This window comes from Trueperaceae bacterium (genome assembly GCA_036381595.1).
In the GTDB taxonomy this organism is placed as follows: domain Bacteria; phylum Deinococcota; class Deinococci; order Deinococcales; family Trueperaceae; genus DASVCN01.
Window position 1 is genome coordinate 1 of record DASVCN010000021.1, and the last position, 14,927, is coordinate 14,927.

Here is a 14,927-nt window from a genome sequence, read left to right on the forward strand (position 1 = left end):
TAACCTGCCGACAAGTTGTGAACAAGCTGCACGTAAGACGTAGTCAGAAGGTAAGCAGCGGAAACGCAAGCCCTCGACCACCGACCGGGAAGAGTGGAACCCCGATGGACATGCAAAGAACCTCGATCGAAACCCCCCGCGGCAGGCAGTTCGAGCTCATGGCGAGCGCCCGCACCGTCGAGCCCCCGTCCCTGCCCGCGGCGGGCGATCCCGGCGGCTTCGGCCCACCGGCCGCCGACGAAGCGAACGGTGTCGAGGACATCAGGGCGGTCCTCCGCGAGGAGATCTGCCTGCTCGACCACGCCCCGGGCAGCGCGCTCAGCGAGAACGCGATGGCGAAGCGGTTCGACACCAGCCGCACGGTGATCAAGCGCGTCTTCTACGGGCTCGAGTACGACGGTCTCGTCGAGAGCATCGCCGGGGTGGGAACTATCGTCACCAGCATCGACCTCGTCTATCTGCAGCAGGTCTACGCCCTGCGCTTCAAGCTGACCGAACTGGTCGCCGACTTCTCGGCCGGTCGAGTGACGGAGGAGCACCTCGAGCGCATGAGGCAACTCGCCAATGCCGCCGAAGCGCTGCGGGGCGCATACGACTACCGGGAACTGGCCCGCCTCTACATGTACTTCGCCCAGGAGTTCGGTCAGGCGATCGGCAACCGTCCCTTCCTCGAGATCATGGACCGACTCTTCTACCAGACGTCACGCGTCTACCTCCAGGTCCTCCCCGACATGGAGTGGGAGCAGGAGGTCGATATCGCCGTGCAGGAGATGCGCGACATCGCGGCTGCGATGGAGGCGAAGGACATGGCTCAGGTCGCGCGGATCCGGCGCTACCACATGGCCTGGAACCTGCGTCGCTTCAACCACTACCTGAGCAGCGCGATATTCGACGTGGACCCCACGCAGGAATTCGAGTTCGAAGCCTAGTCAGTGACGCCTGCGGCCGGTTGGACGGCCCGCAGGAGTAGGGAGAAGAGAGAGTGGCAGACGAGAAGTCCGGACAGAAGGCGCAGCTCAGCAGATCCACCCTTGCCGTCTGGGGCGGCGAGGACCGCTACCTGATGGAGAACGTCACCCAGGTGCCCCTGGTGCACAGCGTGTCGTTCGGCTATCACGATCTCGACCAGTGGCGCGAGGTGGCGATCGGCGAGCGCAAGGGTCACATCTACGGCCGCAACACCAACCCGACCGTCGAGGTGTTCGAGGAGAAGGTGCGGCTCCTCGAGGGCGGAGAGGCGGCGACGAGCTTCTCGACCGGCATGGCTGCTATCAGCAACACCCTCTTCACGCTACTGAATCCCGGAGATCGCACGGTGAGCGTGAAGGACTCGTACGGCGGGACGAACAAGATCTTCACCGAGTTCTTCCCCAGGTTCAACCTCGACGTGACCCTCTGCGAGACCGGCGACTTCGACCAGATCGAAGCCGAGATCGCCAAGGGTTGCAAGCTGCTCTACCTCGAGACGCCTACCAACCCGACCTGCAAGATTTTGGACATCGAACGGTTCGCCCGCAAGGCGCACGAGGTGGGGGCCCTGGTGGTCGTCGACAACACCTTCGCCACGCCGATCAACCAGAATCCGCTCGAGCTGGGCGCCGATCTGGTCATCCACAGCGCGACGAAGTTCCTCGGCGGCCACGCCGATGCCCTCGGCGGAGTCGTCGTCGGACCGGCGGATCTCGTCCACGCCATTTACCACTTCCGGGAGATAAACGGCGCCACCCTCCATCCCGAGGCCGCCTACCTCCTCCTCCGCGGCCTCAAGACTCTCGAGCTCCGCATCGAGCGCCAGAACGCGAACGCCATGAAAGTAGCCCGCTGGCTCGACTCGCACCCGTTCATCTCGAACGTCTTCTACCCGGGCCTGGAGAGCCACAGGTACCACGAGGTGGCGAAGCGGCAGATGCGGGGCTTCGGGGGGATGCTCAGCTTCCAGCTCGCCACCGACGACTTCGGCGCCGTGAAGGAGTTCCTGCCCCGGCTCCAGCGGGTGCACCGGGCCGCCAACCTGGGCGCGGTCGAAACGATCGTTGCCCCACCCCGCACCGGCTCCCATGTAGAGCTCACCCCCGAAGAACGGGCCGCGGCCGGCATCCCCGAAACGCTGGTGCGCTACTCGACGGGGATCGAGCACGCCGACGACCTCATCGCCGACCTCGACCAGGCCCTGACCGCGACGATGGAACGGTTCGGGGTCCCAGCCGGAGCTGCCTGATGGCCGCTGGCCCGGCAACCTGCCGGCTCGCGCTGGTCGGCTTCGGGACGGTGGGCCAGGGCGTGACCGAGATCCTCGCCCAGCGGCGTGAACGCTATGCGCGCGAGTTCGGCCTCGATATGCGGGTCGTGGCGGTGAGCGACCTGAATCGGGGCAGCATCTACGATCCGGCCGGTTTCGAACCGCAGGCCCTCCTGGACAACGCCGGTGACCTGGAACGCCTGGGCGCCCCGCACAAGGGCTGGGACGCGCTACGGACCATCCGCGAGTGCAACGCCGATGCGGTACTGGAGATGGCCTACACCGACCTCGAGACGGGCGAACCGGGCCTCAGCCATGCCCGGGCAGCATTGTCGAACGGCAAGCACATCGTCATGTCGAGCAAGGGGGCGGTCGCTCTGCACTTCCCCGAACTCCTCGCGCTGGCCAACGAGAACGGCGTAAGCATAGGCGTCGAAGGCACGGTGATGAGCGGCACGCCCACCCTTGCGCTGGCCACCGAGATGCTCAAGGGCGCAGGTGTGACACGCATCGAGGGGATCCTCAACGGCACCACCAACTACATCCTCACCAGAATGGGCGAAGGGCTCGCCTATGGGGACGCGCTTGCAGAAGCCCAACAGAAGGGCTACGCCGAGGCCGACCCGACCGGTGACGTGGAAGGGATCGACGCCGCCGGCAAGGTGGCCATCCTCGCCAACCTGGTGATGGACAGACCGCTGGCGTTGAGCGATGTCCGTCGACAGGGGATAAGCCGCCTCACGCCCGCCGATATCGAGGAAGCCAGGGCAGCTGGTCAGGTGTGGAAGCTGATCGGCTATGTCGACGGAGCGAGCGCCCGGGTAGAGCCGCGGCGCATCCCGGCCAGTCACCCGCTGGCCGCGATCAGTGGCGCCACCAACGCCGTCACCTTCACGACCGACTACCTGGGGGAAGTAACGCTGATAGGGCCAGGAGCCGGCAAGCTGGAGACGGGGTACGCGATGATCGGCGACCTGCTCAAGATCGCCCGCCAAGGTGGTTTCGCTGCTGCCTCCCGATCGAACGCAACGGGCCCCCAGGGAGCGACGACGACATGAACATGCCCGTCGACGGCACCCGGCAGACGGCAGCCGAGCTGATCGAAGTACTCAACCCCCAGGACGGGACGCTGGTGGATACGGTTCCGAGCGCGGGCGTCGAGGCGATGCAGAGGGCCATAGACTCGGCCGTTGAGGGGAGCCGGCGCTGGCGCCGCTCCACCACTCGGCAAAGGATGGACCTGCTCTTCGGGGTAGCCGATCTGGTCGAGGAGCGAAGCGAGGCTTTCGCGACCACGATCGCCCTCGAGGGGATCAAGACGATCCGCGAGGCGCGCAAGGAGGTCGCCCGCTGCGTCGAGACGCTGCGGTTGAGCGGCGAGGAGGCGAGGCGGCTGACCGGCGAGACGATCCGTTTCGACCAGGCGCCGGGGGGCGAGCGGCGCAAGGGCTTCTTCACCCGCGAGCCGATCGGGGTCGTGGGGGCGATCACGCCCTTCAACGACCCGCTGAACCTCGTCGCCCACAAGGTGGGTCCGGCGGTCGCGAGCGGCAATGCGGTCATCGTCAAGCCCGACAGTCGCACGCCCCTCTCTGCCCTCGGGCTCGCACGGGCGTTCGAGGAAGCGGGAGCGCCGTACGGGGTCGTACAGGTCGTGACCGGGCCGGGCAGCCGGGTGGGCAGGGAACTGGTCCGCGACCCGCGCGTAAGACTCATCTCCTTCACGGGAGGGCGGGAGACCGGTGAGCGGATCATCAGGGAGGGTGGTTTCAAGCGGTACGCCATGGAGCTGGGGAACAACGCCCCGGTGATCGTCATGGCCGATGCCGATGTAGAGGCCGCCGCCCCTGCGATCGTCAGCGGCGCCTTCTGGGCCGCCGGCCAGAACTGTCTGCACGCCCAACGGATCTTCGTGCACCAGGAGGTGTGGGACAGCCTCGTGCCGCTTCTGGTCGCTGGCGCCGAGCGCTACCGGGTCGGCGACAAGCTGGACGAGGCGACCGACATGGGGCCGATGATCGACGAGGATGCGGCGGTCAGAGTGCAGGAGATGGTGGCGGACGCGCTCGCGAAGGGCGCCCGGCTGCTCACCGGCGGTCGCCGTGAAGGGGCGTTCTTCATGCCCACGCTGCTCGCCGATGTGCCACCGTCGGCCATGATCCACGACGATGAGGTCTACGGCCCGGTGAGCCTGCTGGAGCGGTTCGGCGATCTGGAGGAGGCCATCGCTGCCGCGAACGCGGTCGACTTCGGTCTGCAGGCGGCGATCTTCACGAACGACCTCGAAGCCGCCTTCGAGGCTGGCGAGGCACTCGAGTACGGGGGCGTGATCGTCAACGACAGTACCGACTACCGGTTGGACGCGATGCCGTTCGGTGGGCCCAAGGGATCTGGCCTCGGACGTGAAGGCGTGCGCTTCGCGATGGAGGAGATGACCGAACCGAAGCTGCTGAGCATCAAGCTGAGCGACCGCCCCCGGAAGGCAGTCGACTGAGCGATGAGCGGCCCGGCCGCTCACGGGTTGTCGCTCATCGATGTCTACCGCGCACGTTCGCGCATACGCGGCCTGACTGTCCGCACGCCCCTGGTGCCGTCGGCGGCGCTTAGCCGGAGGGCCGGCTCGCCGGTCCACCTCAAACTCGAGAACCAGCAGTACACCGGAAGCTTCAAGCTTCGCGGCGCCCTCAATGCCCTCCTCGCGCTCTCTCCCGAGGAGCGCGAGCGAGGCGTGGTGACGGTCTCGACCGGCAACCACGGCCGGGCCGTTGCTCACGCCTGCCGGATGACCGGCAGCCGGGCAACGGTCTGCATGTCGAGACTCGTCCCCGCCAACAAGGTCGCGGCCATCGAGGAGCTCGAGGCGCGGATCGTCATCTGCGGCGACGGCCAGGACGACGCTCAGCTCGAGGCAGAGAGGCTGAGGGCAGAGGAGGGCCTTACGTTCATCCCGCCGTTCGATCACCCGGAGGTCATCGCCGGTCAGGCCACGGCGGGTCTCGAGATCGCCGAGCAGCTGGTGGAGGCTCGGCAAGGTCGTGGCGCAACCGATCAACCGTTGCAGATACTCGTTCCCCTCTCCGGCGGCGGACTCATCTCCGGTGTTGCTCTGGCGATCAAGTCCCTCGACCCGAACTCGCGGGTGGTGGGAGTGAGCATGGAGCGCGGCTGCGCCATGTACCAGTGCCAGCAGGCCGGCGGCTACCGGCCGGTCGAAGAGCAGGAGAGCCTGGCCGACTCGTTGGGCGGCGGCATCGGCGCAGACAACCGCTACACCTTCGCCATGGTGCGGGAACTGGTAGACGAGATCCAACTCGTGGGCGAGGAGCAGATCGCCGCCGCCATCGTCCACGCCTACCTGGAAGAGCGTCAGGTGGTGGAGGGGGCGGCCGCGGTAGGGATAGCGGCGCTGCTGCGCGGCCCTACCGCAGGCTCCGACCGAGAAACGGTCGTCCTGGTGAGCGGCGCGAACATCGACATGGAACTCCACCGGCGGCTGGTCGCCCGCGCATCGACGCCCGAGCGAGAGCTGGCCGCGGAAGGAGGCGACTGAGGTGACGGAAGCGATGGTGCTGAACGAGCAGCGGCTCCGCTCGCTGGTGCCCCTCGACCTCCAGGCGGTGGACGCAATCGAAGAGTGCTTCCGCAAACTCGCCATGGAAGCCGTCGTCATGCCGCCCGTCATGCGACTCGACATCGAGGAGCACAACGGCGAAGTGGACGTCAAGAGCGCCTACCTGCCGGGGATGGAGAACTTCGCCATCAAGATCAGTCCCGGCTTCTTCGACAACCCGAAGCTCGGCCTTCCGAGCCTCAACGGGCTGATGGTGTTGCTGAGCGCCCGCACCGGGCTGCTCCAGGCGATGCTGCTGGACAACGGTTACCTGACCGCAGTCCGGACCGCGGCCGCGGGCGCGGTCGCAGCCAGGTGGCTCTCGCGAGAGGACAGCCGTACGGCGGGGATCATCGGTGCAGGCGAGCAGGCTCGGCTCCAGCTCCGGGCGCTCTGCCTGGTGCGGTCCATCGAACGGGCCCTGGTCTGGGCCCGGGATGAGGAGAGGGCCAACGCTTACGCGACCGAGATGAACGACCAGTTGGGCATCCCGGTCGAGGTGGCGGGAGACCGCGAGGCCCTGGTCAGGCAGAGTGACATCGTCGTGACCACCACACCGAGCCGCGACCCGCTCGTCGACGCGGCCTGGCTGGAACCCGGGCTGCACCTGACCGCGATGGGTTCGGACTCCGAGCACAAGAACGAACTCGAACCGCAGGTAGTGACGCGGGCCGACCTCTACGTGTGCGATCGGTCCAGCCAGTGCCGTTCACTGGGCGAGCTGCACCACGCGATCGACAGCGGCCTGCTTGCCGAAGACGACGATTTCCCGGAACTCGGCGAGGTCATCGCCGGGTCCAGGAGCGGGCGCACCGACCCGCAGCAGATCACCGTGTGCGACCTGACAGGCACCGGTGCCCAGGACTCAGCCATTGCCGCCCTTGCCTACGCCAGGGCGGAGGGCATCTCCTCTACGGACGGTCGGGAAGGGGACCGCCCCCAGGGGGACGAGGACAGGGGTCACGGCAGGCGCGTGGCTACACCAGAGGCCGTTTCCAGGCCCGATAAGGAACGAGCATGAACGAGAAGCTCAACTTCAGCCAGGAAGAGTATGCTCAGCGGCTCAACAAGGTCCACCGCGCGATGGGCGAGCAGGGGATAGAGGTGCTGATCATCAGCGACCCCTCCAACATGTCGTGGCTCACCGGTTACGACGGTTGGTCGTTCTACGTCCACCAGGCGGTTCTGGTGCCCCAGGGCGAGCAGCCGATCTGGTTCGGACGGAACCACGACAGGCCGGGCGCCAAGCGCACCTGCTACATGACCGACGACCGTCTCACCGGCTACCCCGACAGCTTCGTCCAATCGTCCGTCTGCCATCCGATGGAGGTGCTCGCCGGTCTCATCCGCCAGAACGGTTGGGACAGACTCTCCGTGGGCGTCGAGATGGACAACTACTACTTCAGCGCGGCCGCTTACACTACCCTGCAGGTCGAGCTGCCCGAGGCCCACTTCAAGAACGCTACCGGCCTGGTCAACTGGCAGCGCGCCATCAAGTCGGAGCAGGAGATCGCCTACATCAGGCAGGCCGCCCGGATCGTCGAACGGGTGCACGAGCGGATCTTCGAGGTGATCGAACCGGGGATGCGGAAGAACGACCTGGTTGCCGAGATCTACGCTACCGCCATCCGCGGGACGGCCACATTCGGGGGCGACTATCCCGCTATCGTGCCGCTGCTCCCCAGTGGCGCCGACGCCGGCGCGCCGCACCTGACATGGGATGACGTGCCGCTGCAGAGCGGCTTCGGCACCTTCTTCGAGGTGGCCGGCTGCTACAAGCGCTACCACTGCCCCCTCTCCCGCACGATCTACCTGGGCACCCCTGAGAAGCGCTACCTCGACGCCGAAGGAGCGTTGGTGGAGGGGATCGAGGCGGCGCTCGAAGTGGCCAGACCGGGCAATACCTGCGAGGAAGTGGAGAGCGCCTTCGCCCGGACCGTCGCCCGCTACGGCATCCACCGGGAGAGCCGAGCCGGTTACCCGATCGGTCTCAGCTACCCGCCCGACTGGGGCGAGCGGACGATGAGCTTCCGGCCGGGGGACACGAGCGTCCTTCAGCCGGGCATGACCTTCCACCTGATGCCCGGCCTCTGGTTCGACGACTGGGGGATGGAGATCACCGAGAGCATCCTCATCACGGAGAACGGGGCGGAGTGCCTCTGCAACGTGCCGAGGCAGCTGTTCGTGAAGGCGTAGCCTGACTGTAACCGCACTCACGATGGCGGCACGCCCGCTCCCCCTAGGCTTGGCTCCTAAGGGGGAGTCGTCATGCTCGGATGGATTATCGGACTGGCAGTGGTTGCGGTGATAGCGGGCGCGCTCGGTTTCGGAGGGGTAGCGAGCGTTGCCGCCGGCATCGCTCGGTTCCTGTTCTTCGCCCTACTGGTGGTCATCGCCCTGGTCGTGATCTTCGCGTTGTTCTGAGCCTCCAACGCACCAGAAGGAAGCGCCGGCAGGTCGATACCCGACCTGCCGGCGCTGCTACTGGCTCTAGCCGTTACTGCATCTGGGACAGCTGATCGAGGAGTATGTCGTTCGACTCCTCGTTCAGGTCGGTGAGCGTCTCCTCGACGTCGTCTCCCGTGAAGATCGCGGCCATCGCTTCGTTGACCAGGTCGCGAACGAAGTCGTAGCCGGGCGTGGCCGGCTCGGCGGTGCCGTACTGGAGCAGTTCGAAGGCGGTCGCGTACTTAGGATTCGCCTCGAAGTAGTCGCCCAGGTTCTCGGCGACGCTCTCCCGAACCGGGAAGTAGTTGGTCACGCGCGCCCACTTCGCCTGCGCCTCTGGCGAGGTGTAGTGCTTGAGGAAGAGCCAGGCCGCGAGCTGGCTCTCCGGGGTCCCGGCCTGGGTGATGCTCACCGAGGGGCCGTAGACGTTCATCGCCGGATCGGGTGTGGTGTGCGGGAAGGCGGTGACGTCGAAGCCGAAGTTGGCGCCCGACTCGACCGCTCGCTCGTAGTAGGGGATGCCTACCGACGACCCGGTGGCGGTGAAGGTGGTGCCGATGCCGAAGTTCGCCTGGGCGCCGTACTGCTCGGTCTCGATCGCCGCGCAGCCGTCCTCGATCAGGCCCTGAAGGAAGTTCATCGCTTCGATGGCCTCGGGACTGTCGTAGGTGTACCGGTTGTTCTCGGCGTCGTAGATGTCTCCACCGAAGGCGAACACCCAGGAGGCGAAGGTGCTGGCGCTGACCGAGATCTCGTAACCTATCGCCGCCTCGCCCTGGGCGTCGCTGAACGGGTTCTCGGCAGCCGCGCAAGCCACTTCACGGAACTCCTCGGGAGTCTGCGGGAACTCGTCGTAACCGAGCTCCTCGAGCCAGCTCTGGTTGTAGAACATCACTTCCATCGAACGGTTCGGCGGCCAGCCCAGTTGGGCGCCGCCGAAGCTCGGGAACACGTCGGCCTTGACGAATCCTTCGAAGAAGTCGCCGAGCTCCTCTTCGGAGTAACCCCACTGCTCGCTTTCGACGAGCGGCCGCATGTCTATCAGCGCGTCGGCGAGCTGGTAGGTGGCCGCCTGGTTCTGGTAGGCGAGCAGCATCTGCGGCATGTCGTCGGTGGCGAGGACCGGCAGCATCTTCTGGAAGAGGTCGCCGTAGTTGCCCTGGTTCTCGGCGACGACGGTGATGCCGTATTCGTTGGTCTCGTTGAACTCCTGGACGATCTCTTCCAGGACCTCGCCGTTAGGGCCGTCGTGCACATGCCAGAAGGTGACTGTCTGGCCGCTCGGGTCCACCCCTTCATAAGGGTTCTCCTGAGCCAACGCCGGCGTGAGGACGAGTCCCGCCAGAAGGCCGAGGAACAAGATTGAACGCCTCATTCGTTCTCCCTTCGATCCGTGAAGTATTTCTCTTTACTTTAACCGTAGACGGGCGGCGCGAAACGCGATAGCGCGTTCACCGTTCCTACATCCGGGCCCGCGGCGCACTGCTACAGGCGGGTCCTCAGCCCTTGAGGCCCGAGGTAGCTATCCCCTCCGTGAACTGCTTCTGAGCCACGAAGTAGAGCACCAGCACCGGAAGGATGGTGATCATCGCGCCGGCCATCAACAGGTGGGTCTCCGGCCCGGCGACGCCCATGAAGTTGTAGAGGCCCACCATCAGCGGCCGCCAGGTCGGGTTGGTCGTCACCAGGATCGGCCACAGGAAAGCGTTCCAGGAGGTGATGAAGGCGAGCAGAGTTACCGTAAGCATCACCGGTTTGCTCATCGGCACGACCACCGAGACGAGGAAGCGGAGGTGGCCGGCGCCGTCCATCCGCGCGGCGTCCCAGAGATCGAACGGGATGCGCGCGAAGAACTGACGAAGGAGGAAGATGCTCACCGCGTTGGCCATGAACGGCACCGTGAGTGCCTGCAAGGTGTTGATCCACGACCCGCCGGGCAGCGGGAAGATATCTCCGCGGATTATCAGGAACTGGGGGATGAAAGTGACCGTTTCGGGGATCATCAGCGTGGCCAGAAGCATGGTGAAGATCAGGTCACGAGCCGGGAACTCGATGCGAGCGAAGGCGTAAGCGGCCAGCGTCGAGGTGACCAGGAGACCTGCGATGGTCGTGCCGGTGATGATCACGCTGTTCATGAAGTATTGGGCGAACTCGGCCTGGTTCCAGGCGCGAACGTAGTTCGACCATTGCGGCGACTGGGGGACCCAGGTGCGGGTGAGCGCCTCGCCCAGCGTCATCAGCGACGTCGAGACCATGTAGAAGAAAGGGGTGACGGCGACGACCGCACCGAACAGGAGCAGGAGGTAGACGGGCACGTACCTGAGGCGGTAGCCGACCGTCCCCCAGTCGGTCGGACGGCGGGCGCTAGCCACCTTCGCGTGCTCCTCGGGTCTTCTCTGCGAGGTTAGCCATAGAACACCTGTTTGCCCATGACGCGCTGCTGAGTGATGGTGACGAAGAGGATGACGAAGAAGAGCAGGAACGATTGCGCTGCCGCAAGGCTGAAGTTGCTCGCCTTGTAGAAGGTGTCGAAGATGAGGATGCTGGCGGTATCGACGGTATCGCGCGCGAAGGGAGTTCGCATCACGTAGAGCTGACTGAAAGCCTGCAGCGAGCCGATGAAACCGAGGAGCGTCAGGTAGTAGGTGACGGGCGACAGCAGCGGGACGGTGATGCTCCAGAACTTCTGCCGGGAGTTGGCCCCGTCGATCTCTGCCGCCTCGTAGAGCTCGCCGGGGATCCCGCCCAACCCGGCGAGGAAGATGACGACGTTGAGCCCGGTATAGGTCCACACGCCGAAGATGATGATGCTCACCAGCGCCAGGCTGGGACCCAACCAGAGGCCGTCGAGCTGCCAGGCTACGCCGAGGCTCGCGAGCCAGCCGTTGAAGGCCGTGATCTGCTCCCCGAAGAGTAGCTCGAGAAGGGGTCGCGGTTCGAAGAGCCACCTCTGCGGCTCGATCCCCAGGAAGGCAAGCACCTGGTTCGCAGGGCTGAGGCTGCCCGGCGCCAGGCTGCTCCCCCGCGGGCTGAACAGCTGCGCGAAGACCACCGCCGCGGCGACCTGCGGAGTGACGTAGGGGAGGAAGTAGATCATCCTGAACCCCTCCTTACCCCGGATCTTCTGGAACAGCAGAGTGGCGAGGACCAGTGCCAGCGCGATCTGAACCGGTATCGTCCCGAGCGCGTAGAAGAGAGTACGCACCAGCGAAGCCAGGAACTCCTCGCTGCCTTCGCGCATCATCGTGCTCCAGCCCAGAGCGATGGCTACTCCGGCTGCGGTCAGGACGAGGGCGACGATGAACCGGCCCCAGCGCCTGAGGCCCTCTCGGCTGAACGCCGAAGTCCAGAGCCAGTGAGCCACGAGCAGGGCCGCGAGGCCGACCGCGAACGCTAGCGCGGCGCCCCAGCTTCCCACCAGGTCGGAGTAGTGCTCGAAACCTATGTAGCCGCCCTTGCGGATGCGCCAACGGAAGAGGCTCATGTAGAAGGCGTAACCGATGGGGAAGAGGCCGAAAACAGCGATCAGGAAGACGGACGGCAGGATGAAGAGGTAGGCGGTCAGCTTCTCGCCGAAGCGGTGTCCGGTCCGACCGACCGCTCGAGTGGCAGGGCGGCTCGCTTTACCCTGCTGCAACTTCTCCATCAGTTCGCTGCCGGCTTGCAGGAGGCGTGGGGACGAGGAGCGGACTGCGGCGGGTCGCTCGGCATGGCTACATCCTACCGTCCCGCTTCAGGGCGCCTTTCCGGCAGGGGACACGGTGCTTCTGGGCCGGAAGCGTGACTGTGACGAGCGAGACGTTGCACGGATGGACCCGACCTAACGTGGAGTTCCAACTGTGTCCGATTTTGGGAGGTACCGATGAAGCACTGGACGCGATGGGCGTTCCTCGCGACTATGTCGCTGCTCCTGGCAGCCTGCAGTTCTACCCTCGATGCTCCGTCGACCACTACTGGGCCCGAAGCGGAGCCGAGTCCGAGCTCCGTGGACGTCGACGAGGCAGACCTAGACGAGGTAACGGCCACCTGGGCGGGGTACGACGTCGAGTTCGTCGGCACGGGCATGGGCAGCCAGTGGGACAGCGAGATCGACCGGGCAGAGCTCGAGTTCGGTCCTGCCGGCGTCGAGAAGGTGATAGCGCGGGCGACCGTGCGATACATAGATGACCCGGACTTCCCCGACTTCAACGGCTTCTCGGAACCCCAGCGGGTACTCTTCACGGCTTACGACGCAACCGGCGACGAGCTCGCGTCCGAGGTCGTGAGCAACGGCGTGCCGCCGGTCCATCCGAACCCGGAGGGCGACGAGGAGGGCGTTGGCGCCGCGCTCATCTACCAGGCCTCGTTCGACGGGGTCATCGACGGTTCAGCCGTCGCTTCGGTAGGGGCGCGGATCGTCGAGGCCGAGGGCGATTCGGATCCGGAGTACGAGAACAGGGCGCTCGAACTCTACGTCCTGCGGCGACCGGCCAACGGGGCGGTCTCGATCGGCGGCACGCCCAACCAGTTCGTCTGGTGGAAGATCGATGCCGAAGTCGGCGAGTTCGAGATCGAACTGCCGACCGGCTTCGCTGGAGGCGAGGTGCCTGTCACCTTCTCCGTCACCGACATGGAGCGCGACGAGCGTGTCGTGGTCCTGCAGGTGCTGTCGAACGGTGGGGCGCTGCTCGCCCAGCGCGTCTTCCAGACACCGGGTTTCTACGCGCCGGGGAGCGCCACGCTCGGCGGGACCTTCCTCCACTTCTGGTCCGAACGGGCCCTCGCGGATCTGGATCCTGGCTTCGACACTCGCGATGAACTGCTCCTGGCTACTCTGCTGGCCGAGGTTCCCGCAGGCACGGAGAGCCTCGTCATGCGCGTCGTCTCACCTAACCCGAACGAGGGTGAACTGTGGGGCGACTCGGTCATCTTCAGCGCCGTGTCGGCGGAGTTCGAGTTGGACTCAGGAGTCGAGCCTGAGCCGGAGCCTGAGCCGGAACCGGAACCGGAGCCGGAACCGGAGCCGGAACCGAGCGGCGGCCACGGTTGCACGCCCGGCTTCTGGAAGAACTGGACCGGGCTCGAGACCCAGCCTGACGCCTGGGCAGCCAGCGGCTTCGAGCACGACCTGCTCTTCGCTCAGGTTTTCGAGGACGCCTTCCCCGGGATGACTCTGCTGGAGGTGGTGTCGCAGGGTGGCGGAGGCCTCAAGGCCTTGGGCAGACACACGGTGGCGGCGCTCCTGAACGCCGCACACCCCGACGTTTCTTACGAGCTGAGCGTTCAGGACGTGATCGAGATGTTCGACGACGCCTACCCGGGCGGCGACTACGGAGCGCTGAAGTCCCTGTTCGAGGAGTTCAACGAACAGGGCTGTCCCCTGAACCGGAACCTCTTCTGAGGTACCGCTAGCGCCACTTCGGTCGGCGAGGGGGAACCGCCGGTGCTTCCCCCTCCCCCCTCTCTCAGACAGGTCGGGCGGAGCTCGTCACGGCCAGCGGGCTGAGAACGGGACGCGCAACTCGCGTCCCAGGCCGTCGGCCAGCAGCAGGTGAGCGTCCTCACGTTCTAACGAGGCGACCTTCGCGAATCCGGGTGGCAACGGTACGACTCCGAAGGCGTAGTCGATGATCGTGGCCGAGCCGGCAGAGAGGCGCACGGACGTCGGTACGCCCAGGCGCTCGAGGCGGTTGGGGCCGGTCGAGGCGACATGGCCATGGTGGAAGAAGCTGGTCACCTCCTCGACCCCAAGCACTCTCGAGTGACGTCCGGAGAAGGGCGGGTAGTAACGACCCGCGTTGCTCAGCCAGAGGAGGGTGCTCCGAAGTACCCGGTTCGGCCGGAGCGCGAACCAGAGCCAGCCGCTCTCGGGAGCCACCGCTGCCGACCAGGCGAACTCCAGTCTCGGATCGCTCGCCAGCAGGAGGATCTCCTCGCTTCCCTCGAGCGTCGGGTAACGCGACAGGTCCACCGTCCCGCCGGCGGCCAGCGCCACCCGTTCGAGCGACTCGAACTCCTGTGGGTACTCGAGCAACGACCTGCCGCGCTCCGGGTCGCTCTCTACGGGGTGAGGGGGTGTGCCGGCCCAGCTGAAGGGTGAGAAGGAGAGCAGCAGCTGCTCCCCCGGCGGCACCCTCAGCATCGTGTGATGTCCCATGGGCAACTCGCCGGCACCGCCTTCGAAGGTGTGCCTCTGGTAGACGACCGGCTGACCGGGCTCCAGCCGGACCTCCTTCAGCACCTTCGCGCCCGCGACCCGGCCCGCCAGCTCGAGGAGGAGGCGCTCCGAGCCGTGCTCGAGCTCGCGCCATCGGCCGTTGGCCGTGAGGCCGTGATCGCGCCCCTCCTCAACCAGCAGGTCGTTGGCTCCGAAGGGCGCGCAGAAGAAGTCGCCGCGGAGGTGCTGGAGCATGGGGATGTCGGCCGCACCCGCTTCGTTCACCCAGGGTGCCTCGTGGAGCGGCTCGAACTGCTCTTCCCCGAACCGGAACCGGGCCGGGCCGATCTGCCCGCCGATCTCGAACACGCCGATCGCGACGACTCCGTTGTCCAGGTGCCAGGTCTTCGGCTCGCTCATAGGTGGACGCCGCAGCGGAGCCGGCGTGGGCTTCGGGCGTCACGGTAGGGGCACAAGCTCCCCTCATCACGAGT

The 14,927-nt window shown here is 66.1% G+C and carries 13 protein-coding genes; 9 read left to right on the top strand and 4 right to left on the bottom strand.

The genetic code is table 11. The annotated features are described in order from the left end of the window. Window positions 1-104 precede the first annotated feature (104 nt). The 8 genes from VF168_05930 (at window position 105) to VF168_05965 (ending at window position 8,273) form a co-directional block, all read left to right on the top strand. Entirely contained in the window at window positions 105-929 is an 825-nt protein-coding gene (locus tag VF168_05930) for a GntR family transcriptional regulator (protein ID HEX7003705.1), read from the top strand. Window positions 930-982: 53 nt separating this feature from the next. Further along, window positions 983-2,218, top strand: coding sequence for a cystathionine gamma-synthase family protein (locus VF168_05935; GenBank protein HEX7003706.1), 1,236 nt, complete (start codon window positions 983-985; stop codon window positions 2,216-2,218). Next, window positions 2,218-3,297 (top strand): homoserine dehydrogenase, encoded by a 1,080-nt coding sequence (locus VF168_05940; GenBank protein ID HEX7003707.1) that lies wholly within the window; start codon window positions 2,218-2,220, stop codon window positions 3,295-3,297. Before VF168_05935 ends, VF168_05940 begins: the two co-directional genes overlap by 1 nt. Further along, window positions 3,294-4,733, top strand: coding sequence for an aldehyde dehydrogenase family protein (locus tag VF168_05945; protein HEX7003708.1), 1,440 nt, complete (start codon window positions 3,294-3,296; stop codon window positions 4,731-4,733). Before VF168_05940 ends, VF168_05945 begins: the two co-directional genes overlap by 4 nt. Before the next feature lie 3 nt (window positions 4,734-4,736). Next, complete coding sequence (eutB, locus tag VF168_05950; GenBank protein HEX7003709.1) at window positions 4,737-5,789, top strand: hydroxyectoine utilization dehydratase EutB; 1,053 nt, start codon at window positions 4,737-4,739, stop codon at window positions 5,787-5,789. Between the two features lies 1 nt (window position 5,790). After that, window positions 5,791-6,870: a cyclodeaminase gene (locus VF168_05955; protein HEX7003710.1), complete on the top strand. Its 1,080-nt coding sequence runs from the start codon at window positions 5,791-5,793 to the stop codon at window positions 6,868-6,870. Continuing rightward, window positions 6,867-8,045, top strand: a complete 1,179-nt coding sequence (doeA, locus tag VF168_05960) for an ectoine hydrolase DoeA (GenBank protein HEX7003711.1) — start codon at window positions 6,867-6,869, stop codon at window positions 8,043-8,045. The genes VF168_05955 and doeA overlap by 4 nt, the downstream gene beginning before the upstream one ends. A gap of 72 nt (window positions 8,046-8,117) precedes the next feature. After that, the gene (locus tag VF168_05965; GenBank protein ID HEX7003712.1) at window positions 8,118-8,273 is read left to right on the top strand and encodes a DUF1328 family protein; all 156 of its coding nucleotides are present in this window, start codon (window positions 8,118-8,120) and stop codon (window positions 8,271-8,273) included. Window positions 8,274-8,346: 73 nt separating this feature from the next. Here the strand turns inward: VF168_05965 and VF168_05970 are convergent, their stop codons facing one another. From VF168_05970 to VF168_05980, 3 genes are all read right to left on the bottom strand, one after another. After that, the gene (locus tag VF168_05970; GenBank protein HEX7003713.1) at window positions 8,347-9,672 is read right to left on the bottom strand and encodes an ABC transporter substrate-binding protein; all 1,326 of its coding nucleotides are present in this window, start codon (window positions 9,670-9,672) and stop codon (window positions 8,347-8,349) included. A 124-nt stretch (window positions 9,673-9,796) separates the two neighbouring features. Next, a complete protein-coding gene (locus tag VF168_05975) occupies window positions 9,797-10,669 on the bottom strand; it encodes a carbohydrate ABC transporter permease (protein ID HEX7003714.1) in 873 nt (290 codons plus the stop codon). Between the two features lie 32 nt (window positions 10,670-10,701). Next, the gene (locus VF168_05980) at window positions 10,702-11,943 is read right to left on the bottom strand and encodes a sugar ABC transporter permease (GenBank protein ID HEX7003715.1); all 1,242 of its coding nucleotides are present in this window, start codon (window positions 11,941-11,943) and stop codon (window positions 10,702-10,704) included. 216 nt (window positions 11,944-12,159) lie between these two features. Here VF168_05980 and VF168_05985 point away from each other — a divergent pair, with 216 nt between their 5' ends. Next, window positions 12,160-13,677: a hypothetical protein gene (locus VF168_05985; GenBank protein HEX7003716.1), complete on the top strand. Its 1,518-nt coding sequence runs from the start codon at window positions 12,160-12,162 to the stop codon at window positions 13,675-13,677. Window positions 13,678-13,764: 87 nt separating this feature from the next. On the opposite strand, the gene VF168_05990 is transcribed toward VF168_05985, so the two are convergent. Continuing rightward, window positions 13,765-14,853, bottom strand: coding sequence for a hypothetical protein (locus tag VF168_05990; GenBank protein HEX7003717.1), 1,089 nt, complete (start codon window positions 14,851-14,853; stop codon window positions 13,765-13,767). Window positions 14,854-14,927: the final 74 nt, after the last annotated feature.